The sequence below is a fragment of the Bradyrhizobium huanghuaihaiense genome, assembly GCF_025200885.1.
GTDB classification, from domain to species: domain Bacteria; phylum Pseudomonadota; class Alphaproteobacteria; order Rhizobiales; family Xanthobacteraceae; genus Bradyrhizobium; species Bradyrhizobium huanghuaihaiense.
Genome location: NZ_CP104172.1, coordinates 7,525,616 through 7,547,956 on the forward strand (window position 1 = coordinate 7,525,616; position 22,341 = coordinate 7,547,956).

Sequence of the window (22,341 nt, forward strand, 5' to 3'; positions counted from 1 at the left end):
GAGACGACCCATGGCGCGCTTTGCCCGCCTTCGCTTGTCCGCGGCCTGCATCCTGTTGTCGCTGCTCGCAGCCGGCACCGCCTCTGCCCAATCCGCAAAATACGATCCCGGCGCCGACGACAAGACCATCAAGATCGGCACCACGGCGCCGCTGAGCGGCCCGGTCTCCGCCTTCGCGCAGATCGCCAAATCGGCGGAAGCCTTTTTCCGCAAGGTGAACGACGAGGGCGGCGTCAACGGACGGCGCATCCAGATGATCATCGCTGACGATGCCTATAGCCCGCCGAAGACGGTGGAGCAGACGCGGCGGCTGGTCGAGAGCGAGGACGTGCTGCTGATCTTCGGCGGCGTCGGCACGCCGACCAACAGCGCCGTGCACAAATACCTCAACGACCGCAAGGTGCCGCAGCTCTTTCTGGGCTCCGGTGCGGCGAAGTGGGACGATCCCAAGAATTTTCCGTGGACGGTCGGATGGCAGCCGACCTATCGCGACGAAGCCATCGCCTACGCCAGATACATCAAGGCGAGCCACGCCAATGCCAAGATCGGCGTGCTCTACCAGAACGACGATCTCGGCAAGGACTATCTGAAGGCGCTGGAGGAAGGGCTCGGCACCGGCGAAGCGATCGTCGCGCGCGCCGCTTACGAGACTTCGGCACCGACCGTCGACACTCAGATCCTGCAGCTGAAGACCGCCGGCGCCGACGTCGTGCTGGTCGCGGCGACGCCAAAGTTCGCGGCGCAGGCGATCCGCAAGATCGGCGAGATCGGCTGGAAGCCGGTCACCATCATCTCCAACGTTTCGGCCTCGATCAGCGGCGTGCTGGAGCCGGCCGGCAAGGACAATTCCATCGGCGTCATCTCCAGCCAGTATCTGAAGGACGCGACCGATCCGGCGCTGAAGGACGATGCCGGCACCAAGGAATGGCTCGCCTTCATGGACAAGTACCAGCCCGACGCCAACAAGAGCGACTGGCTCAACGTCTACGGCTACACCATTGCGCAGACGCTGGTGACGGTGCTGAAGGCCTCCGGCAACGATCTCACCCGCGCCAATGTGATGAAGCAGGCCACGACCATGAAGGACGTGCGCCTGCCGATGCTGATCAACGGCACCGCGGTGAACAATTCGCCCAAGCGCTATACGCCGATGACGAGCCTTCAACTCATCCGTTTCGACGGCACGCGCTGGGTGCCGTTCGGCGAGCTCCTGAAGAACTGAGCATGCGGCAGGTCAAGATCGGCAGCATGCGGGTCGATCTCGTCAGCGAGATCCCCGCGCTCGCTTTTGAGAAGACCTGGCTGTTCGCCAACGTCACCGACGCTGACATCGCGGAGAACCGCAGCTGGCTCGATCACCGCTATATCGAGCCGGAGACCGGCCGCTTCATTCTCAGTCACCACTCCTATCTGGTCCGCACGCCGCGCTGGACCGCCATCGTCGACACCTGCTGCGGAAATCACAAGAAGCGACCGCGCGTACCGGCATGGAACGATCTCAACCAGCCCTACCTCGACAACATGCGTGCGCTGGGCGTTGCCCCCGAACAGGTCGACTTCGTGATGTGCACGCATCTGCATGTCGATCACGTCGGCTGGAACACGCGGCTCCTCGACGGCCGGTGGGTGCCGACCTTCCCCAACGCTCGCTATCTGATAGGGCGCGAGGAGTACCGCCATTTCGAGGCCGCGCACAATGCGGCGCCGAAGAGCCCCGTGAACCACGGCTCGTTCGAGGATTCCGTACTGCCGGTCGTCGCCGCGGGCCTTGCCGAATTCGTCGAGACCGATCATCGCCTGTTTGGCGATCGCGAAGCCGCCTTGCGCTTCGCGCCGGCTCCGGGCCACACCGCCGGCAACATGCAGATTCATCTCAACGGCGGCCACGACCACGCGGTCATGTCGGGCGACGTGATCCATCATCCGATCCAGTGCGCGGCGCCATGGCTGTCCAATGCCGCCGATGTCGATCCGGCGGCGGCGGTCGCAACGCGGATGGCGCTGCTGGAGGAGCTCGCGGATACGCCGAGCTATCTGCTCACCGGCCATTTTCCGGCGCCGACCGCAGGCCGCGTGATCCGGCACGGCGAGACCTATCGATTTCGTTTCGAAGATTAAGGAATGCCATCATGATGCTGCGCACCGTCACACTTTCGTTTCTCGCATTGCTATTGGCCGCACTGCCGGCGCGAGCGGAAGACCTCGCCGCCTACCCCACTCACAAGATCAAGATGCTGCTTCCTTACGCGGCCGGCGGCGGGGGCGACGTGGTCGGCCGGCTGCTCGCCGACAGGATGGGCAAGACGCTCGGACAGAGCATCTATATCGAGAACCACACGGGAGCAGCTGGCACGCTCGGCACACAGATGGTCGCGACCTCGCCGAACGACGGCTACACCATCACCGTCGGCGGCATGACCACGCATGTGCTGGCGCCGGCGATCTATCCAAAGCTGCCCTACGATTCGATCAAGGATTTTACCACCATCGGCCGCGTCGGCGTGTCCTCGATCATCCTGGTCGCGACCAAGGATTTCGCCGCCAACGACATCAAGGGCCTGATTGCACTGGCGAAGAAGGGCGAGCCGATCCAGTACGGCAGCTGGGGCATCGGCTCGACCGGACAGTTCTGTGCGGAGATCCTGATGCAGCAGACCGGCATCAAGATGGAGCACGTGCCGTTCAACGGCATCGCCAAGCTTGCCGGCGACCTGCTCGGCGGCCACATCTCGCTGGCGACGCTGGACGTTGCGACCGCAACGCCGCTGGTAAAGGACGGCTCGATCAAGGCGCTGGCCGCCTGCGGCGAGCGCTCGCCGAGCCTGCCTGACGTCGCCAGCTACAAGGAGCAGGGCGTGCCGTTCGACCGCAGCCTGTCCTGGGCTATGTATGCGCCCGCGGGCCTTGCTCCGCCGATCGCGAAGAAACTCTCGGCGGCACTGCAGGACGCGCTGGGCGATGCCGAGGTCAAGGAGAAGCTGTTGAAGCTCGGCATCACGCCGCAATTCGTCCCGGGCGAGGAGCAGCGCGACATCAACGCCCGCGACATCGCGGCCTGGAAACAGGTTGCCAAGGACGCAGGGATCGAGGTCAAGTGAGCAGGAACGTGGCGGGAAGCTTGCACGCGGCCATCCTTCGAGACGCCCGCCTGCGGCGGGCCCTCAGGATGAGGTCCAGCAGTGAATAGATTGAGAAGAGGAGCGCGGGCATGAGCCGCATCTTCGGCGCGGTACGCCAGAATGGTTACGTGGTGCGGGACATCCACGCCGCGATGAAGCACTGGATCGAGGTGATGGGCGTCGGCCCCTGGTATTACATGGACCGGGTGAAGACCGACTGGTTCCGCCATCGCGGCCAGGACTCGGCGGTCGAGATGAGCATTGCGCTGGCCAATTCCGGCGATCTGCAGATCGAGCTGATCCAGCAGCGCAACGACGCCCCCTCGCTGTACAAGGAGTTTCTGGACGCCGGCCACGAAGGGCTCCAGCACATGTCGTACTGGAGCCACGACTATCAGGCGCTCTACGACAAGGCGATCGGGCTCGGCTACAGGATCGGCCATGAGGGCCAGATCGGCGGCGACAAGGGACGCTTTGCCTATTTCGACACGCAGGCGCATCCGGGCACGATCATCGAGATCTCCGACATCGGCGGCACCAAGGGGCCGTTCTTCGAGAAGGTCCGGCAGGCGGCGTTGAGCTGGGACGGCACGCGTCCGATCCGCGAGGTCGGCGGCGGGAGATCATAGGCCCGGCGATGTTGTTCGAATCGTGCAAGACGCGGCAGGAACCGGCGCGATTTACGTCGTTGCTGGCACGACAGAGAAGAAAACCATGCTAACTTGAGCCTCGTGTCCGAACCTTCAGCGAGGCAAGCATGTCCGACACTGACAAGGTTTTCGCCGGCTCGATTCCGAAGATCTACGACGAGTATCTCGTCCCGCTGATCTTCTCCGTCTATGCGCAGGACATGGCACGGCGCGTTGCGGCCCGCTCGCCTTCCGTGCTGCTCGAGATCGCCGCGGGCACCGGCGCCGTGACGCGCGCGGTCGCGGCGGCGCTGCCGCGCGGCATCCGTTATGTCGCGACCGACCTGAACGAACCGATGCTCGCGGTCGCCGCGCAGCGCCAGGCGGATGATGATCGCATCACCTGGCGCCAGGCGGACGGAATGGCCCTGCCTTTCGGCGATGCCGAGTTCGACGTGGTCTGCTGCCAGTTCGGCGCGATGTTCTTTCCGGACCGCGTCAAGGCCTACGGAGAGGTGAAGCGGGTCCTGAAGCCGGGCGGCACGTTCGTGTTCAACGTCTGGGATCGCATCGAGGACAATGTGCTCGCGCACGAAGCGACGGTCGCGCTCGCAAAGCTGTTTCCCGACGATCCGCCCCGTTTCATGATCCGGACGCCGCACGGCTATCACGACAAGGCCGTCATCAGGGCCGATCTCGAACGTGCGGGTTTCCGCGACATCTCGATCGAGACGCGATCCGAGATCAGCCGCGCGCCGTCGGCCGAATACGTCGCGATCGCGCTCTGCCAGGGCACGCCGCTGCGCAGCGAGATCGAGGCCAGGGACGCTGGCAAGCTTCAGGCTGCAACCGATATCGTTGCCGAGGCGCTCCGGGCGCGCCATGGCTCCGGAGCGATCGACGGCAAGATCCAGGCGATCGTGATCGAGGCGCGTCCGTAGTTGCGGGCTTCGGTCTGGCAGGCCGAGGCCGCGCGCCTTACCACCAGTTCCGCTGCATCGGCTGCGTCGATTGATAGTACTGGTACCCGCCGCGCTGCCGGCGTGGATTGACCGGTTGCGCGTACGGATCGCGCTGCTGGAAGAAGTAGCCGAAGCCGTTGCCGCCATTGTCCCAGCCGTCATCGCTGGCAATGTCCATCGACGGCGCGGTCGGCTTGCGCGTGATGAAGCCGCCCTGGGGATGGTTGCTCAGCACCGCGACGAACTCGGTGCGGTAGTTGGTCTCGCTGCTGAGCGGCTCGTCCGAGATGATGATCGAGGAGCGCGGCAACGCGGTCGGTCCGACGCGATCCCACACCTCCTGCGGGATGGTGATGCGATCGAGCGCGTTCTTGGCGTCGTCGCCGCTTTCGATCGAGACCACGCTCCAGCGCAGGCCCGTGTCGGTCTTCGCCATCGCCGTGAAGATGTGCGTGCCGAGCGGCTGGTCGGGATTGCGGATTGTGACGGGGACCTCGATGCTGGTGTCGAACACCTCGCCGCCGCCGTCCGGCGCCGGCTTGTGCGTGTTCCGCCGCACATAGAGTTTCTGCGTCGCGCGGCTGATATAGACCGAGACCGGCTCGAGCGCGAGTTTTGCGTCGGTCGCGGCCTTCACCGCGTCGGCCTTCTTCGCCGCAGCCACCTTCGCCGCCTCTTTCGTCGCAGCGACCGCGTCACGCTTCGGCTGCGCCGCGGTCTTGGCGGCATCGAGCTGCGTCGTCGCATCGGCGGCCTTCGTGGCCGCCTTCTGCTTCAGCTCCTCGGCCTTGGCGCGGGCCGGATCGGTCTTTGCATTCGCAAGCGTCTTGTCGGCGAAGGCGAGCTCGGCGTCGGCGCGGGCCTTCTGCTGCTCCAGCTTGCGCAGCGATGCCGGGAGCGAGGCCGCCTCTTTCGCGGCCGCGGCCGCAGCCTTCTTGGTCTCGTCGGCGGCCCGTGTGGCTTCCTCGGCTTCGAACGAAAGCTTGTCGGCCCGGCTCGGCACCGCGGCAATAGCCTCCCGCTTCGGCACGAACAGCGACGGGTGCGAGAAATCGACCGGCGCTGCGTCGTTCGGCGAGATGATCACGCGCATGCCGATGTTGGTCTTGTCGAACAGGTTCTCGGCAAAGCCGAACGGCATGCGCACGCAGCCGTGCGAGGCGGCATAGCCGGGCAGCGGCCCGCCATGCAGCGCGATACCGTTCCAGGTGATGCGCTGCATGTTCGGCATCCAGGCATCGTCATACATGGTCGAGCGGTGGTCCTTGTCCTTCTCGACGATGGCGAAGATGCCGGCCGGCGTCTCGCGCCCGGTGGTGCCGGTCGAGACCGGCGCACGCAGGATCCAGCCGTCGGCATCGTAGAAGGTGACCTGCTGGCTCTTGATCGACACGATCGCCATGATCGGCTCGCCCGCTTCGCGCTGCGCCACCGCCTCAGCCGCCTGGCGCGCCTGCTTGGCTGCGGTCGCCGGGCCGAGGGTCGCGAACGCGACCATCGCCGCCAGCGTCACAATTCCGGGAGGCCCCCAACGCCGCATCGCCACGGTGGATTGCGCCGTTGTCATCAGGTTTTTCATGCCATCCTCGGTCGAAATGCCAATCCGCGCGTGCCGCCAAATGTCAGTTTGCGATCTCTAAATTAAGAAATCACAGCCGCCATACGTTCCGTCTGTGGCAAGATTCGGCACGATCCGGCGGCAAATCTCTCATATACGAGGGCCCGAACGGGCGGAAGGGCGCTTGCGGCCGAGGCTGGTCCGGAGCTGGCGGTCCACCGCTGCGGCAGAATGTCCGGGGTCGGGCGGTGATTGGCCTGGCCGGACGGGCGGCGAGACCACGCCAGACAGGGGCGCGCTAGACGCCCAGCGCTTTCCGGTTGAAGGTCCGCAGGACACGAAGCGACAGCGTGCGCACATTCGCGACATTGAGCAGCCAGGCCACTGCCGCGTAAGCGAGCCCGCCGGCAAGGCTCACCATGGTCAGCGCCACGAAGCCGGTGCCACTGGCCTGCGAGCGCGCGAGGAGGATCGCAGCCGCCATCGCTGCCGCGGAGACGGCCACGCCGGCAAGGCGGCTCGCGTCGAACGGCACGGGATGGGCGCGGTGCATCAGGACGACCGCAACGACGAAGCCGATCACCTCGGTCGCGAGCGTCGCCAGCGCGGCGCCATAGATCCCGTAGCCCGCCACCAGCGCGAACATCAGCGCCACGCTCATCACCAGCGTGAGGAAGGACTGCGCCGCCAGCATGAAGGGACGCTCGGCGAGCTGAAAACTGATCTGGACGTAGAACTGGTTGGCGATGCCGAACAAGCGCGCGAGCACCAGGGTCGGCAGCAGTGCCGACACGCCGGCGCGGAAATCGACGCCCACGAGCGTGCCCGCAACCTGGTCGGTTGCGAGCGCCAGCCAGATCGCGACCGGCGCGACGACGACGAGCAGCAGTTCGAGGCTCTCGGTCAACCGCTCGCGCGTGACCTCGCTGTTGTTCTCAGACAGCGACCGGAACACCAGAGGCACGGTCGCCGCGGCGACGCTGGACGCGATCATCACCATGAACTGGCGCGGCAGGTCGGCGGCAACGCCGAAGATGCCGGCGGCGTCCTTGCCGAGGAGATAGGCGACGATGAGACGGTCGCAGCTCGAATACAGCGCGACCGAAAGCCCGGCCAGCGTCAGCGGCAGGCCATAGCGCGCGAGCTGCATGAACTGGCTGCGCTGGAAGCGCGCGATCCTGCTGCGGTCACCGACGAGATTGAGGATGATGCCGGTGAGTGATCCCAGGCCAAACGCCGCCAGCAGGCCGAGGCCGCCCCAGCCGAGCCAGATGCCGGCGAGCCCGAAGCCGACGCTCGCCACGCTGCGCACGATCGAGATCGCGGCGAAACGATACGGACGCAGCTTGGCGCGCTCGAATTCCTGTCCGACATCGACCGCATTGGCCATGATCGCAACGAACATGCTGGCAAGCAGCAGCTCGACACTGACATCGCTGCGGAACAGGAACACGAGCGGCGTGGTGGCGCAGAGCACCGCAACCGTGAGCCCGAAGGCGACCATCGCCGTGCCGCGAAAATCCACCTCCGCCGACATCGCCTGATAGCGCGACACCGACAGCTTGATCCAGGCGAAGAAGATCGCGCCGAGAATGCCGGCAAGGCTGATGCCGACGACATAGACGCCGTATTCCGCCGGGCTCAGAAGCCGCGTGTACGCCGTGACCGCGAAGAAGCCCACCGCCGCCGGCAGGATGTAGGCCACGAGGTAAATCGAGAAATGGCGATTCAGCATGCGAGCACGGGACCGGCGGCGCCTTGAGGATTAACGAAGCGTTAAAACAGTTGGCCTTTGCTGCGGTCATCGCACTGCGCCGCCAGCACCGACCAAGATAGTCGCATCAGCATGCAAATCGGATCGCGAATGAAACGTCTCAGCGGTTATCGCGCGTTAGCGTTAAATTTGCCCTGTCCTTGTAGGAACCGGCGGGATCACAGAAAAGAAGCAATAATATCAAAAGGTCGCCCGACCCATCCGATGCGTGGACGTGACTGACATGGACGTTGCCGAACGAACACGGGCGCACCCGACCTCCCGGCCGCATGGCGGCACCGACGCGCCGCTCGTTCCGGCGGATTTCGGCATGCAAAAGCGCGACAGGATGGTCCTCAATCTTTTCTTTGAAGAGCGGGACGACCGCTGGTTTCCCGGTGACCGTCACATCCGGCCGCTGCTGCGGCGCCTGGTCAAGGGCGAGTCCTTCATCAGCGGACAGCGGCGCGTCCTTCTCAATCTGTGCGCGGGCCTCGACCGCCTCGGCATCCGCTACCGCGTCAACGACTATCGCTACATCCAGAAGCACCCCGAGGAGCTCGCCTGCGTCATCGGGCGGCCATTCGTGCTCGACTGGTTCAAGTGGAAGAACCCGCTCCTGCTCGGCGTCGCCATGTATGACCACCCGGTCGATGCACCGGAACGCCTGAAGGACCTGCAGGTGAAGCGCGTGCTGGTGCCGTGCAAATGGTACGCCGACATGTTCCGTCCGCACTGGCCCCATGTCGACGCCTGGCCCGTCGGCATCGACACCGACCTGTGGACGCCGACACCGGCCGACCGCAAGAGCGTGGACGTGCTGCTCTATGACAAGGTTCGCTGGGACTACGAGCGATATGAGCCCGAACTGATCGAACCGATCCGCAGGCATCTCGAGGCCAGCGGCCTCACGGTCGAGGTGATCCGCTACGGTCACTACAAGGAAGACGACTACAAGGCGGCGCTGGCGCGTTGCCGCAGCATGATCTTCCTGTGCGAGCACGAGAGCCAGGGCATCGCGTGCCAGCAGGCGCTGTCGAGCGGCGTTCCCGTCTTTGCGTGGGATCGCGGCGGGCCGTGGCAGGATCCGAAGTATTTTCCGCACAAGGTGCGGTACGAGGGCGGCGTATCCTCGGTGCCTTATTTCGACGCGCGCTGCGGCATGACCTTTATCGACGCGGCCGGTTTCGTCTCCGGCTGGAGCGAGTTCTGGTCGCATGTAAGCGCCGGCGACTTCGCGCCGCGCGACTACGTGACCGAGAATTTGACGCTCGAGAAGGGCGCGCTTCACTATTACGAGATCGCCGAAGCCGTGATGCAGAACCACGCGTGACCAGGCTCGACAGACGCCAGTTTCTCCTCGGCAGCGCCGCGACGCTCGCGGCGGGCGTCTCCGCGTCAGCGTTACCGGCCTCGAAGCTCGCCCAGCGCCATCAGGGCTTTGGTGCGGCGGCCACGCTCTGGGACCTGCAGGCCGATCCCAGGCTCGGCGAAGCCATCAGCACCTATTGCACGCAAGTGGTGCCTGTGCTCGAGCTGAAATGGCCGATGCTGCGGCCGGACGCGCACACCTTTGCCTTCGAGCGCGCTGATGCCATCCTGGACTTCGCGCAGGCGAACGATCTGACGATGCGCGGACACACGCTCGCCTGGTATCACGACATTCCGGACTGGACCAGGCAGATCAAGGACGCCAAGGGCGTCGAGCGCGCCTATCGCGACCACATCGGCACCGTGGTCTCGTATTACAAAGACAAGCTGACCTCGTGGGACGTCGTCAACGAGCCGATCCCGGACAATCCAAAGGGGATCACCGACCGGCGCGATACGTTCTGGACGCAGCATCTCGGCAAGAGCTGGATTCCACTGGCGTTCCGCACGGCGGCCGCGGCCGATCCTTACGTGAAGCTCGCGATCAACGAGTACGACATCGAGTCGGCGAAGGACTCCTTCATCACCAAGCGTGCGGCCTACCGCAACCTCATCATGGAGCTGCTCGACCAGGGCGTTCCACTGCACGCCGTCGGGCTGCAATCGCATCTGCATGCCGAGCTCGAGATCGACACGCATGGGCTCGCCGAATTCGTCACCGAGCTGCGCTCCTGGGGCCTCGAGGTTCTCGTCACCGAGCTCGATGTCGACGATCAGAAGCTGACGGGCGGTCCCGCGGAGCGCGACACCATCGTCGCCAAGCGCGTCGACGATCTGCTGACGGCCGTCTCTGCCAGCGGCCCGGTACGCTCGATCCTGACCTGGGGCCTCTCCGATCGCTACAGCTGGATCAACGGCACCTTCGCCCGCAAAGACAAGCAGCCGAACCGTCCCTTGCCGCTCGACGGCGAGTTCAAGCCAAAACCGTTCATGGACGTCATCAGCAAGTTCACGAAGGACGTCTGAAGCTAGCGTATCTTGAAAGGCTAGCGTGTCTTGGGCGTCTCGAACGCTTGTGTGTCCCCGATCTGATCGGGAGCCAGACTCGGACTGCGCCTGTCAGCCGAGTTCAGCCTGAAGACGTCGCGGATGTCCTCGATCGAAGTCGACGAATAGGACTGGATGCAGAGCGCGACCTGCTCGGGGGAAGCGGCGCGCATCATCGCTTCGATCGCCGGGCGGTCGAGGCGGGTATCGTCCCAGTGCGACACCGCGATGCTGTCTTCCGTCACCCGATGCCCTGCCAGATGATTCGGCGAACTGGCGACGAAGTTTCCGTAAAGCAGATACTCCGAGAATTTCTTCTTCCGGCACAGCGCCAGAGCCCAGCTCAGACCCGTTGCCGATTTGATGGCGTCGGTCATCGCGCGCGCGGTGTCCTTGTCCCAGACCAGCGCGTTGCCGACATAATCGTCGGCCGGGAACGAGCGCTCCGTGACACCGAGAAGCTGATCGACGGTGCGCAGCCACAGCACATGCAAGGGGTGACCGGCGTCGATCCCCTTGGGCGTGACGAAGAGCGGCGTCTTCTCGCCGCCGGCATACTGGCCGACGTTGAATTCGCGGAAGAACAGATTGTCGGAATCCAGGATGCAGACCCGCTGCTCGGGCGCGTTGAGGACGCCGGCGATCTTCAGGATCTGCTGGATGTGCCAGCCGTGCACGGGCGACGACAGCAGCGACAGCCAGACGCGTCGTTTGCTGATGAACTGCAGCGACGGCGGCAGCGCGAACAGCCATTTCGGCAAATAAAGCGAGGCCGGAACTATGACGCGCTTGTCGGACGCAAACCGCGCGAACAGCGGCACATCCTCATCGTTAACGAGAACATAATGCCGCGTATATCCCGTCAGCCAGGTGTCGATGCTCTCGCTGAGCAGCGAAAAGCGTTCGATATCCTTGGCATAGCTCGCAGTCAGCAGGGCGACGGAATGCATGGGCGCGCTCGAATGGCGATCAGGCCGCACTCATAGCCGCACCGCGAGGTGCTGGAAACTCACAAACGGAATCAAGGTAAAATGAAACGAAGCGTTAGCCATCCGACGGCAGCCCCTGCTCGAGCCCGCGAAAGCGCAGCGGCGCGAGGGCTGAGGCGCGCTGCCACCAGTCGGCGACGCGGTCGTCGAGTGCGGTCACACCGCGGCCCTGGCCGGGGAAGATCCGGATCTGCTGCACCGCCTCGGCCTCGAACCCCTTGCCCCTCCGCGTGATCTTGATCACCGCGCCCTCGCGGTCCCGCTGCGTCAGCGGCACCAGGAGGCGGCCGCGCGGGCGGAGCGACTGGAGCCAGATCGGATGCGGGTGCGGAAAGCCAGCGTGGACGATGATCACGTCGGCAGGCTCTGGAATCTCCTCACACCCATCGCCATGGAACACCTCGACGTTGCGATAGGGGCGAAGGTAGCTAGCGGCACGGTACGCCAGGCGCTGGTCGCAATCGACAGCCTGCACCCAGCCTTTCGGGCCGACCAGCTTCGACAGGATCGCAGTGAAATAGCCGAGGCCGCAGCCGATCTGCACGACACGGTCGCGCTCCTTGATGTCGAGCACGTCGATCAGATGTGCCCACAGGCTCGGCAGGCCCGTGTCGAGCCTGCGGCGCGCGTCGATCGCGACCAGCACATTGTCATAGAGATGAACCGGGTCGGCGTCCGGCGTCAGCCGGTAGCTGCGCGCCGCCTCGCTCTTGATGCGCCAACGGCCTCTGGGCAGAAAATCTTCGCGCGGAACGGCAGCGAGCGCTTCGAGCAGGCGCGGCGAGGAAATCCTCTCGCGCTTCGCAATCATCCCGGCATAGCGCGCACGCGCGGCGGCAAGATCGCTCATCTCGCCGCATCGGCCTGTTCACGGACCGGCACATCCGCATCGAGCTCGTTGACCAGCTGCATCGCCTGCTTCAGGTCCGGGGTGTAAAAACCCTCACTGAACCTGTTGACGATCGGCACGAGCAGGAGACGCGCGTGCTCACGCTTGCCGGCTTGATGCGACAGCCGCGCCAGGCTGACGGCGGTACGAAGCTCCCAGGACAGCGCGCCCTGCTTGCGTGCGACATCCAGCGACAGGCCGAACAGGTCCTCGGCCTCCTGCACCGAGGCCGGGTCGCCGTCCGACAGGGTGATCTCGCCTTGCAGGCGATAGACTTCGGCGAGGTAGGAATGATCGCCGGTCCGTCTGGCGGTCGCGAGCGCGCCGTCCAGCGCGCGCAAGGCGGCATCGCGCATCCCGACCTTGGCATAGGCTTCAGCCAACAGGCAGCGGAACCAGCAGCCGGCGAGCCAGGAATCCATCGCCTCATATTCGTCGAGGCCGAAGCGCATCTGGCTGAGACCCTCGTCGGCCTCGCCGAGCTGCGTCAGTGCCCATCCGCGCAGGATCGCGGCCTGCTGCTTCCAGTGCAGGAAACCGTGTTCGGTGGCGATGATCATGGCGCGGTTGGCGTGGTCGCGCGTGCCCTCGACGTCGCGCAAATGCTGGCAGAGATACGCGCCGAACACGAGTGCGAAGGCGAGCGTGAACGGATGGCGGATCTTCTCGGCATTGGCGATCGCCTGCTCGCTGTGCTGGCGCGCCGCGTCGGGCCGGCCGAGGAACCAGAGCAGATAGCCGAGATAGGACAGCGAGACGACGCCGGGATCGGTGCCGTGCCGCTCCATCAGATCGGAATGCAGATCGGGGCTGTAGAGGTTGATGCAGCGATGCAGATGATGCTGCGAGGCGGCAAAGCGGCCGCGATAGAGCATGGTCATCGCGATCGAACGGTGCGCCTCGATCAGATAGCCGGTCTGCTGCGCCGGCTGCGACCGCTCGTTCAGCCGCTCGCGCTTGGCGAATTTCAACAGCTCGACGCTGAGATCATGCGCGCGGGTGAGATCTGCGCGGATGAAGTGGCAGACCCAGAGGCCGCGGGTCGCGGCGAAGGCCTTCTCGTCGTCGTCGAGCTGCTGGCCGAGCTCGAGCGCGCGGGTGTAGTTCTCCTCGACCTCCTGCACCGCGTAGCCCTTGGCGGCGATCAGCGCGTTGCCGAGCGCGATGCGCAGCTCGAGCTCCATCTCGTCGGCGCCCTGCATGCGCGCATTGGCCTGCACGACGCTCAAGCCGCGGCGCAGATGGCCGATCGCCTCCAGATTGGCGCCGCTCCTGGCTGCCTGCTTGCCGGCCTTGAGCCAGAAGCTCGCGGCTCCCTCGCTCTGGCCTGATTCGGTGAGGTGATGGGCCAGCAGCTCCGGTTCGCGATCGGTCTTCTCCGGATACATCTCGGCGAGCACTTGCGCGATGCGCGCATGCAGCTTGCGGCGCTCGCTGTGCAGGAGGCTCGCATGCGCAGCGTTCTGGATCATCACGTGCTTGAAGGAGTAGAGCGCATCCGGCGGATGGCCGCGCCGCATGACCAGCCCGGCCTCCTCCAGATGATTGAGCGCGGCCTCGATCTGCTCCGCCGGCGTATTGGCGACGGCCTGGAGCGTCTCGTAGGAGAACTCGCGGCCGATGGTGGCGCCAATCTGCGCGATCCGCTTGAACGGGCCCATCCGGTCGAGCCGCGCCATCAGCGAGTCCGTCAGCGTCGCCGGGATCGCCAGCTGCCGCCACGGGCCCGACAGCACGTAGCGCCCGTGCCGCTCGGTCAGGAGATTGGATTCCAGAACGGTCTTGGTGAGCTCTTCCAGGAACAGCGGCACGCCGTCGGTCTTGACGATGATCTCTTCGACGACCTCCTTCGGCAGCTCCCTTCCGGCAACGCGCTCGACCAGCGTCGTGCGCAGCTGCCGGCTCAGGCGGTTGAGCACCAGGGTGGTGATGTGCGAATGCGCGTTCCAGCTCGGCTGGAATTCGGAGCGAGCGGTGATGATGACCAGGATCGGCCGGTTCTGCACCCGGTCGACGAGCAGGTCGATCACCTCGCGGGAGGTCGGATCGATCCAGTGCAGATCCTCGAACGCGATCACCAGCGGCATCTCGCGCGCGAGGCCGAGGAAGTGATTGACCAGCGCCGCGACGGTCGCATCCTTCTGCTGCTGGGGCGACAGATCGAGCGGCGGATAGCGGTCTCCGGTCGGTATCGACAACAGCCCGGCAAACAGCGGCGTGACCTGCTCGATGTCGCCATGCGCGGCGGCGATCGCAGTCTCCAGGCTCGCCAGCGACAGCGCGGAGGCATCCTCGCGGTCGAGGCCGAGGGAGAATTTGAGCTGCTCGGCGAACGGATAGAACGCGGTGGAGGTGTAGTAGGGCGAGCACTGGAACGAGACCTGCGCATGCCGGTCGCCCGATATCCGCTCGAAGATTTCCTGGATGATGCGCGACTTGCCGATGCCGGGTTCGCCGAACTTGACCACGACCTGGCCGTCGCCCCCCTTGGCCTGCTGCCAGCGGCCCATCAACAGCGCAATCTCCTCCTCGCGGTTGACGAGCGGCGTCAACCGCGCGCCCATCGCGGCGGCGAAGCGGGTTTCCACCCGCGAGGCGCGCACCACATGCCAGGCCTGCACCTTCTCCGAGATGCCCTTCAGCGCATGGACACCGAGACTGCGGTAGTCGAACTTGCCCTTCAGCAGCGACTGCGTCGAGGCGGAGATCACGACGCCATTGGGCGGCGCCAGGGCTTGCAGGCGCGCGGCAAGGTTGACGGTTTCACCAACCGCGGAGTCGCGTTCTTCGGTGCCCTGCCCGACGAGATCGCCGACCACCACGAGACCGGTCGCGATCCCGATGCGGACGGCCGGCGAATGGGTGAGCGCGCCGCGCGGCTCGATCGCCCGCGCGGTCGACAGCACCCGCACGATCTCGAGACCCGCACGCACTGCACGCTCGGCGTCGTCCTCATGTGCGGTCGGATAGCCGAAATAGACGAGGATACCGTCGCCGACGAAACGGGCGGCAAAGCCCTCGTAATGCTTGACCACGCGGACGCAGGTCTCGCGGAAGCTCGCGATCATGTCGCGCACGTCTTCCGGATCGAACTGCACCGAGAGAGAGGTGGAATCGACCATGTCGCAGAACATGGTGGTGAGCTGGCGCCGTTCGGCCCCGACCTCCGTCCGGGTCTGCGGGCGTGCCGCCGCGGCCGGCGGCTCTGCCGTTTCAGCCTGGAACAGCGCCGCCATCGCCCGCTGGAGCCGCTTGCGATCGCCAAGCGGCAATCCGAGCTCGACCAGGTCGGATTCCGTGAGATCCCCCAAGACGTCGAGATCGAGGCGGTGCTGTGCGAAAAGGTCGGAGTAGTGGCCGAGGCCGACGCCCTCGAGCCAGCGCTTCAGCCCGCCTTCCGTTGCCGTGCCCGGCTCATTCTCCAGCATGGTGATTCCGCCCGACCTTCACTCCGTCGAAGGGCTTTGGGGCCCCTCAACCACAGATTTTGGGGCCCGAACTTCACCTCAGACTGGACGCGTTCCCTAACTCTTGAGAAGAATAGCTCAATCAGATCAAAAGGGAATGGCATTGTCGGACATTGCATCCGGAGCGGGATCGGTCGGCGCGAGCCTGGAAACGAAGATCTTTTCCCATATCGGCGGCCTGCTTGACTTCTACGCCCGCAGGATTCCTGCGGCGCCCGCTATCCTCGCCCCTGGACGGCCGGCCCTCACCTATGGCGCGCTTGGCGAGCGGACGCACGATCTCGTGCACACGCTGCGTGGGCTCGGCATCGCGCCTGCGGACCGGGTCGCCGTCGCGCTGCCGCGCGGCGCCGAGAGCGCGCTGGCCCTGATCGCGGTCGCCTCAAGCTGCGCCTGCATCCCCGTCAATCCCGACCTGACCGCGGACGAGCTGCAACGCTATTTCAGCGAATTGAAGCTGACGGCGCTCGTCACCCGCGCCGACATGAACTCGCCCAGTCGCGACGTCGCCAAGGCGCTCGGTATCGCGGTGATCGATTTCGTGCCGGGGCCGAAAGACGATCTCGGCGGCTGTGCGTTCATGGGCCCGACCGTCGGGCCTGCAAGCGCGAGCGGCGCCTCGCGCGGCGATGGCGACGCCCTCATCCTGCTGACGTCGGGCACGGCCGCGCGGCCGAAAATGGTGCCGCTGACGCATCGCAACGTGTGCCTCTCTGCCTATAATGCCGGCCGCGTGCTGTCTCTCACGTCGCATGATCGCCTGCTCAACGTCCTGCCGCTGTTTCATGCCCATGGCTTGATCTCCGGCCTTCTGACGGCATTAGCCGCGGGGTCCAGCGTGATCTGCACCGACGGCTTCGACGCTGCGTCCTTCTTCGGCTGGATGCGTGAGCTGCAACCGACTTGGTACACGGCGGTGCCGACCATCCATCGCGCGCTGCTGACGGCGGCGGAAGCGAACCCCGACCGCGTCCGAGCCTCGTCGCTGCGCGTGATCCGCTCGGCCTCGGCCTCGCTGGCGCCCGCTATCCTTGCCGGACTGGAGGCGACGTTCGGCGTTCCCGTGCTCGAAACCTACGGCATGACGGAGGCGGCCTCGCAGATCGCGGCCAATCCGTTCGAGCTGCGCAAGGTCGGATCGGTCGGCCGCGCCGCGGGCCCCGAGATCGCGATCATGGACGAGGCGGGCCGCGCGCTCGCAAGCGGCGAGCATGGCGAGATCGTGCTGCGCGGAGCCAACATGACGCGTGGCTACTATAACGACGAGGCGGCGACGCAGACCGCGTTCCGCAACGGCTGGTTCCGGACCGGCGATCTCGGCTATCTCGACGCCGACGGCTATCTCTTCATCGTCGGCCGCATCAAGGACGTCATCAACCGTGGCGGACAGAAGGTCTCTCCGCTCGAGGTGGAAGACGTGCTGCTCGGCCATCCGGCGGTGCTCGAGGCCGGCGTGTTCGCCGTCCCGCATCCGAAGCTCGGCGAGAACGTCGCTGCCGTCGTGGTGCTGCGGCAAAATTCCGAGGCGAGCTCGGACCAGCTGCGCCAGTTCGCGCGAAAGCGTCTTGCGGCGTACAAGGTGCCGAGCCTGATCCGCAGCGTGGCCGCGCTGCCGAAGGGCGCCAGCGGCAAGGTCAAGCGCAACGCGCTGGTAGGGTTGATCACGGAGACCGCGGGTGCCGGCGAGACGCGCCTGCCGCGCAATGCGCTGGAGACCCAGCTCGCGGAGATCTGGGCCGGCCTCCTGGAGCTGCCGCAGGTCGGCATCGACCAGGACGTCTTCGCACTCGGCGCGGACTCGCTCGCGGTGACGCAGATGCGCTCCCGCCTGCGCGAACGCTTCAGCGTCGATTTCTCGTTCGAGGACATCTTTGATTGCGCCACGGTCACGGCGCTTGCGGCCCGGATCGAGACGGCAGCAACGCATCGCGACGTGGCGCTGCCGGCCTGGCGTCAGGCCGCTGCAGTGACAGCTGACGTGCCGCTGTCGTTCCAGCAGCAGCGGATGTATCTGCTGTCGCGGCTCGATCCGACGCGCTACAATTACAATGTCGTCGAAGTCGCGATGCTCAAGGGCCTGGTCGACGTCGCCGCACTCTCTGCGAGCCTCGCCGCGATCTGCGCGCGTCATGAGGCGCTGCGCTCGGTCTTCATCGAACGGCAGGGCGAGCCGGCACAGCGCGTGCTGCAGTCCCCGCGGCGGTTCGAGCGGATCAAGCTCAAGCCCTGCCCCGCGGACAAGCGGGTGGCAATCATCCGGCGTGAGGCGCTCAAGCTCGCGCAATACAAGTTCGACCTAGCGCACGAGCCGCCGCTGAAAGTCACGCTGCTGTCGTTCGACAAATCCAGCCACGCGCTGGTCGTCAACGTCCATCACCTCGTCACCGACGGCTGGTCGCAGCGGTTGTTCTGGGAGGAGCTCGCCGCCCACTATGCCGCAGCACACAAGAAGGACGTGGCGGCGCTGCCCTCGCCCGCTTTCCAGTATTGCGACTTCGCGCTCTGGCAGCAGGGCTGGGCGCAGACGCCGGCCGCGAAGGAGCAGCTCGATTACTGGCGGGCGCAGCTCGACGGTGTCACCACAGTACCGCTGCGGACCGACCGGCCACGGCCGGAGGTCTGGAGCGGTCATGGCGCCCGGCACTATTTCGAGTTCTCCAGGATTCTCTCGGGCGACGTCCGCTCGCTGAGCCAGGCCCAGGGCGTCACGCCCTTCATGACCCTGCTCGCCGCCTTCCAGTGCCTGCTGTTCCGGCACACTGGACACGAGGACGTCGCGACGGGATCGCTGATCGCCAACCGCAACCAGATCGAGAGCGAGCGCCTGATCGGGCTGTTCGCCAACACCCTGATCCTGCGCAACGATTTTGGCGGCGATCCGAGCTTCGGCGAGATGTTGCGGAGGGTGCGTCAGGTGACGCTGGACGCTTACCGCAATCAGGATCTTGCGATCGAGGAGGTGCTGCGCGCGCTGCAGGTCGCGCGAAGGACGGACGGCAATCCGCTGTTCCGGATCATGTTCATCCTCCAGAACGCCTCGATCGAGGCGGCGCGCTTCCCCGGCCTGTCGACCCGGCGGCTGGAGGTAGACCCGAAGGTGGCACGCTTCGACATCACGCTCGAACTGGTCGAGGCCGACGGGCGCTTCACCGGCTTCTTCGAATACGCCACGGATCTGTTCGACGCGGTAACGATCGAAGGCATGGCCGCGCAGTTCAAGACCCTGCTCAAGGCCGTCATCGCAGATCCGGAGCAGCGCATCTCGCGCCTGCCGCTGCTGACCGAGGCCGAACGCCGGCAGTTGCTGGCGAGAGGCCACGGCGTGCCGGCCAACTTCGCCGCACGCGGCAATCTGAACGAACGCTTCGAACGCCAAGCGAAGAAGACGCCGAACGCGATCGCGGTGTCGGACGGTCGCGCATCCCTGAGCTATCGCGAGCTGGCGCGCCGCAGCCAGGCGATCGCGCGCTGGCTCCTGCGCGAGGGCGTGGGGCCCGAGACGGTGGTCGCCTTGCTCGCCGAGCGCGGCCCCGATCTGCTCGCCGCCATGATCGCGGTACAGCGCGTGGGCGCGGCCTTCCTGAACCTCGATCCGGACCAGCCGACCGCACGGCTCACGACCATCCTCGGATCGAGCTGCGCCCGCGTGCTGCTGACCGGGCGCGCCCAATCGGCCCTGGTCGAGGCGCTGCTCGAACCGCTGGTCGAGCGCATTCAGGTGGCCGAAATCGATGACACCGCCGCGCCAGGGATGACCAAGCCGGCCCGCGCCGCGCGGCGCGCAGCCTCGAGCCTTGCTTATCTCATCTATACGTCCGGCTCCTCCGGCGCGCCGAAGGGCGTCATGATTGAGCAGCGCGGCCTGTCGAACCATCTGGCCTCGCTGATCTCCGAGCTGAAGCTGTCGCCTAAGGACGTGATCGCGCAGACCGCGCCGCAGAGTTTTGTCATTTCTGTCTGGCAGTTCCTCGCAGGCCCCATGGTCGGCGCGCGCGTGCATGTCTGCGGCACGGCGACCGTGCAGGACCCGATCCTGCTCGCCCGGGAGATCGAGCGCGAGCACATTTCGGTGCTCGAGATCGTGCCCTCACTGCTCCGCGTGATCCTCGATCGCATGGACGAGGCGCAGGTCCGGCGCGCCTTCGCGAAGTTGCGGGTCCTGATCTCGACCGGCGAGCCGCTGCCGGTCGATCTCTGCCGCGCCTGGTTCGCCCGCTGCCCGAAAGTGCCGCTGATCAATGCCTATGGGGCGTCGGAATGTTCCGACGACGTGTCGCTGCATCGTCTGACCAAGGCGCCGGCGATCGCGACGGGCAACATTCCAGTCGGCGCGCCGCTGCCGAACACCCAGCTCTACGTGCTCGACGCCAACCTCGAGCCGCAGCCGGTCGGCGTGACTGGCGAGCTCTGCATCGGCGGCGCCGGAATCGGCCGCTTCTACGTCAACGATCCCGCGCAGAGCCGGCAACGTTTCCTGCCCGATCCGTTTTCGCGCCAGCCCGGCGGCCGCCTCTACCGCACCGGCGACCTCGCCCGCCGCCGCGCTGATGGCACGATCGAATGCCTCGGCCGCGCCGACCATCAGGTCAAGGTCCGCGGCTATCGCATCGAGCTCAAGGAGATCGAGAACGCGCTTGCCGATCATCCTGACGTGCGCACCGGCGTCGTCGAGCCTCGCCCCGAAGCCGGCGGCGATGTCAGGCTGATCGCCCATATCGTCGCCAGGCCCGACAGCCGGGTCAGCGCCAGCGAGCTGCGCGAATTCCTGAAGAGCCGGCTGCCCGGCCATGCCATCCCGTCCGCCTTCCTGTTCCTGGACCAGGTGCCGCTCAACGCCCATGGCAAGATCGATCGCTCCGCGCTGCTGGCACCCGCACAACAGGAAACCTCCACGCCAGATGCTGCCGCCGTGCCAGCGCGGCATTTTACCGAAAAGGTGCTCTCCGACATCTGGATCGACCTGCTGAAGGTCGAGAGCCTCGGGGTGACAGACAATTTCTTCGATCTCGGCGGCCATTCGCTGCTGGCCGGCCAGGCGATGGCGCGCGTCGCCCGGGCGCTCGGCGTGTCCCTGCCGATCAAGACCATTTTCGAGGCGCCGACGGTCGAAGAGCTTGCCCGTCGGGTCGACGAGGCCGTAGCAGCGAAACCGCACAAGCCTGCCGCAAGCGTATCGCGGCTGATCGACAGCGGTCCGCCGACGCTCTCGATCGCACAGGACCAGATGATTCGGATCGAGCAGAACCTTCCGGGCCTGCCGCTGTTCAACCTGCCATTTGCCTTCCGTCTCGATGGCCCGCTCGATCCGGCCATCCTCGCGCAAGCATTCGGCGACATCGTACGCCGCCACGAATCGCTGCGGACCGGTTTCGGCTGGAGCGGCAAAGAGCCCGTCAGCCGCATCGCCACTCCGAGCGAGCTCGGGCCCGTCCTCACCGTCGAGGTCATCGGCGACGGGCGGCCGCACAACAACAAGCGGCGCAAGGCGCTCGAGCTCCGGAAGATCGATCTGCTGATCGAGCAGGAGACCTATGCCCCGTTCGACATCGCGCGGCCGCCGCTATTGCGGGCGCGGCTGTTGCAGCTCCATGCCGACGACCACGTGCTGCTGCTGACGCTGCATCATGTCATTGCCGACGGCTGGTCGATCGGGGTGCTGTTCGAGGAATTGTCCAGCCGCTATGCGGCGTTGGCCGGGCGCCCCGCAGCACCGCTACTGAGGCCGCCGCCGGCCTTTTCGGACGTCGCGCGCTGGCAGCGCTGGTGGTGTGGCACCGACGCCGCCCGTCGCCAGGCCGCCGACTGGACGGAGAATTTACGCGGCGCGGCTCCGATCTTCGAGGGCGAAGCGGACCCGGGCGCGTCCACCGGGCACCATCCGCTCTGGCTCGAGCCCGATCTGATCGCGCGACTCACCGCATTCGCGGGCCAGCACAACGCCACGCTGTTCATGTGTCTGCTGACTGGCCTGAAAGCCCTGCTGCTGGCGCGGACCGGCCGCACCGACATCTCGGTCGCCACCGCCATGGCCAATCGCGCCCAGCCGGACACCGACCGCATCGTCGGCCCGTTCGAGAACACGGTGATCGTCCGAACGACAATCACGCCGGATCTGTCGTTCGCGCAGGCCCTGAGCCGGGTGCGCCAGAGCGTGCTCGATGCGCATGCGCGGCAGGAGCTGCCGTTCAACATGCTGGCCGACCATCTGGAGCGGGAGGGGATCGACCCGGCCGCGCTGCTCCAGGTCTATTTCACGCTGCAGAATCCGCTGCGCCAGCCGCTCGATCTGCCGGAGATTGCAGTGCAATCGATCGGAAATGTCGCGCGCGAGGGCCAGCCGGTGCTGCCGATCGACCAGACCTGGCTGTCGCTGATGCTGAAGGAGCGCCCGACCGGAATCACCGGTTCATGCAATTACAAGCACGAGCTCCTCGACGGCGGCACGGTCCGCACATGGATGGCGGATCTCGTCGCGCTGCTGGCGGCGGCCGTCGACCAATCCGGCACACCACTCGGCCAGCTGCTCGCGCGCAAGGCGGCATGACCGGCCGTACACG

13 protein-coding genes are annotated in these 22,341 nt (G+C 65.9%); 8 read left to right on the forward strand and 5 right to left on the reverse strand.

Annotated features, from left to right (window positions below; all coding sequences use genetic code 11):
* Positions 1-10: 10 nt before the first annotated feature.
* From N2603_RS35425 to N2603_RS35445, 5 genes are all read left to right on the forward strand, one after another.
* A complete protein-coding gene (locus tag N2603_RS35425; protein WP_260385781.1) occupies positions 11-1,222 on the forward strand; it encodes an ABC transporter substrate-binding protein in 1,212 nt (403 codons plus the stop codon).
* 2 nt (positions 1,223-1,224) lie between these two features.
* Positions 1,225-2,118: an MBL fold metallo-hydrolase gene (locus N2603_RS35430; protein WP_260385782.1), complete on the forward strand. Its 894-nt coding sequence runs from the start codon at positions 1,225-1,227 to the stop codon at positions 2,116-2,118.
* Between the two features lie 11 nt (positions 2,119-2,129).
* Positions 2,130-3,098, forward strand: a complete 969-nt coding sequence (locus tag N2603_RS35435) for a Bug family tripartite tricarboxylate transporter substrate binding protein (protein ID WP_260385783.1) — start codon at positions 2,130-2,132, stop codon at positions 3,096-3,098.
* A gap of 110 nt (positions 3,099-3,208) precedes the next feature.
* On the forward strand, positions 3,209-3,748 hold the full coding sequence (locus tag N2603_RS35440) for a VOC family protein (RefSeq protein WP_260385784.1): 540 nt from the start codon (positions 3,209-3,211) through the stop codon (positions 3,746-3,748).
* 128 nt (positions 3,749-3,876) lie between these two features.
* Positions 3,877-4,689, forward strand: coding sequence for a class I SAM-dependent methyltransferase (locus N2603_RS35445; RefSeq protein WP_260385785.1), 813 nt, complete (start codon positions 3,877-3,879; stop codon positions 4,687-4,689).
* A gap of 37 nt (positions 4,690-4,726) precedes the next feature.
* On the opposite strand, the gene N2603_RS35450 is transcribed toward N2603_RS35445, so the two are convergent.
* Positions 4,727-6,289: a L,D-transpeptidase gene (locus N2603_RS35450; protein WP_260385786.1), complete on the reverse strand. Its 1,563-nt coding sequence runs from the start codon at positions 6,287-6,289 to the stop codon at positions 4,727-4,729.
* A 277-nt stretch (positions 6,290-6,566) separates the two neighbouring features.
* Positions 6,567-8,003 carry an oligosaccharide flippase family protein gene (locus tag N2603_RS35455; protein WP_260385787.1) on the reverse strand — a complete coding sequence of 479 codons (1,437 nt, stop codon included), beginning with the start codon at positions 8,001-8,003 and terminating at the stop codon, positions 6,567-6,569.
* Between the two features lie 262 nt (positions 8,004-8,265).
* On the opposite strand from N2603_RS35455, the gene N2603_RS35460 reads away from it, so the two are divergent.
* Together N2603_RS35460 and N2603_RS35465 are read left to right on the forward strand one after the other, a co-directional pair.
* The gene (locus N2603_RS35460; RefSeq protein WP_260424330.1) at positions 8,266-9,354 is read left to right on the forward strand and encodes a glycosyltransferase family 1 protein; all 1,089 of its coding nucleotides are present in this window, start codon (positions 8,266-8,268) and stop codon (positions 9,352-9,354) included.
* Entirely contained in the window at positions 9,351-10,418 is a 1,068-nt protein-coding gene (locus N2603_RS35465; RefSeq protein WP_260385788.1) for an endo-1,4-beta-xylanase, read from the forward strand. The genes N2603_RS35460 and N2603_RS35465 overlap by 4 nt, the downstream gene beginning before the upstream one ends.
* Positions 10,419-10,438: 20 nt before the next feature.
* Here the strand turns inward: N2603_RS35465 and N2603_RS35470 are convergent, their stop codons facing one another.
* From N2603_RS35470 to N2603_RS35480, 3 genes are all read right to left on the reverse strand, one after another.
* A complete protein-coding gene (locus N2603_RS35470) occupies positions 10,439-11,389 on the reverse strand; it encodes a DUF6492 family protein (protein WP_260385789.1) in 951 nt (316 codons plus the stop codon).
* A gap of 94 nt (positions 11,390-11,483) precedes the next feature.
* Positions 11,484-12,278, reverse strand: a complete 795-nt coding sequence (locus N2603_RS35475; protein ID WP_260385790.1) for a protein-L-isoaspartate O-methyltransferase family protein — start codon at positions 12,276-12,278, stop codon at positions 11,484-11,486.
* Positions 12,275-15,745, reverse strand: coding sequence for an ATP-binding protein (locus tag N2603_RS35480; protein ID WP_260385791.1), 3,471 nt, complete (start codon positions 15,743-15,745; stop codon positions 12,275-12,277). Before N2603_RS35480 ends, N2603_RS35475 begins: the two co-directional genes overlap by 4 nt.
* 136 nt (positions 15,746-15,881) lie before the next feature.
* Between N2603_RS35480 and N2603_RS35485 the strand changes: the two genes are divergently transcribed.
* Entirely contained in the window at positions 15,882-22,328 is a 6,447-nt protein-coding gene (locus tag N2603_RS35485) for a non-ribosomal peptide synthetase (RefSeq protein WP_260385792.1), read from the forward strand.
* Positions 22,329-22,341 lie beyond the last annotated feature (13 nt).

Bases quoted from the DNA above. Each gene is read 5' to 3' on its own strand.
- N2603_RS35425 (WP_260385781.1), top strand. From the start codon at position 11: ATGGCGCGCTTTGCCCGCCTTCGCTTGTCCGCGGCCTGCATCCTGTTG.
- N2603_RS35430 (WP_260385782.1), top strand. From the start codon at position 1,225: ATGCGGCAGGTCAAGATCGGCAGCATGCGGGTCGATCTCGTCAGCGAG.
- N2603_RS35435 (WP_260385783.1), top strand. From the start codon at position 2,130: ATGATGCTGCGCACCGTCACACTTTCGTTTCTCGCATTGCTATTGGCC.
- N2603_RS35440 (WP_260385784.1), top strand. From the start codon at position 3,209: ATGAGCCGCATCTTCGGCGCGGTACGCCAGAATGGTTACGTGGTGCGG.
- N2603_RS35445 (WP_260385785.1), top strand. From the start codon at position 3,877: ATGTCCGACACTGACAAGGTTTTCGCCGGCTCGATTCCGAAGATCTAC.
- N2603_RS35450 (WP_260385786.1), bottom strand. From the start codon at position 6,289: ATGAAAAACCTGATGACAACGGCGCAATCCACCGTGGCGATGCGGCGT.
- N2603_RS35455 (WP_260385787.1), bottom strand. From the start codon at position 8,003: ATGCTGAATCGCCATTTCTCGATTTACCTCGTGGCCTACATCCTGCCG.
- N2603_RS35460 (WP_260424330.1), top strand. From the start codon at position 8,266: ATGGACGTTGCCGAACGAACACGGGCGCACCCGACCTCCCGGCCGCAT.
- N2603_RS35470 (WP_260385789.1), bottom strand. From the start codon at position 11,389: ATGCATTCCGTCGCCCTGCTGACTGCGAGCTATGCCAAGGATATCGAA.
- N2603_RS35475 (WP_260385790.1), bottom strand. From the start codon at position 12,278: ATGAGCGATCTTGCCGCCGCGCGTGCGCGCTATGCCGGGATGATTGCG.
- N2603_RS35480 (WP_260385791.1), bottom strand. From the start codon at position 15,745: ATGCTGGAGAATGAGCCGGGCACGGCAACGGAAGGCGGGCTGAAGCGC.
- N2603_RS35485 (WP_260385792.1), top strand. From the start codon at position 15,882: ATGGCATTGTCGGACATTGCATCCGGAGCGGGATCGGTCGGCGCGAGC.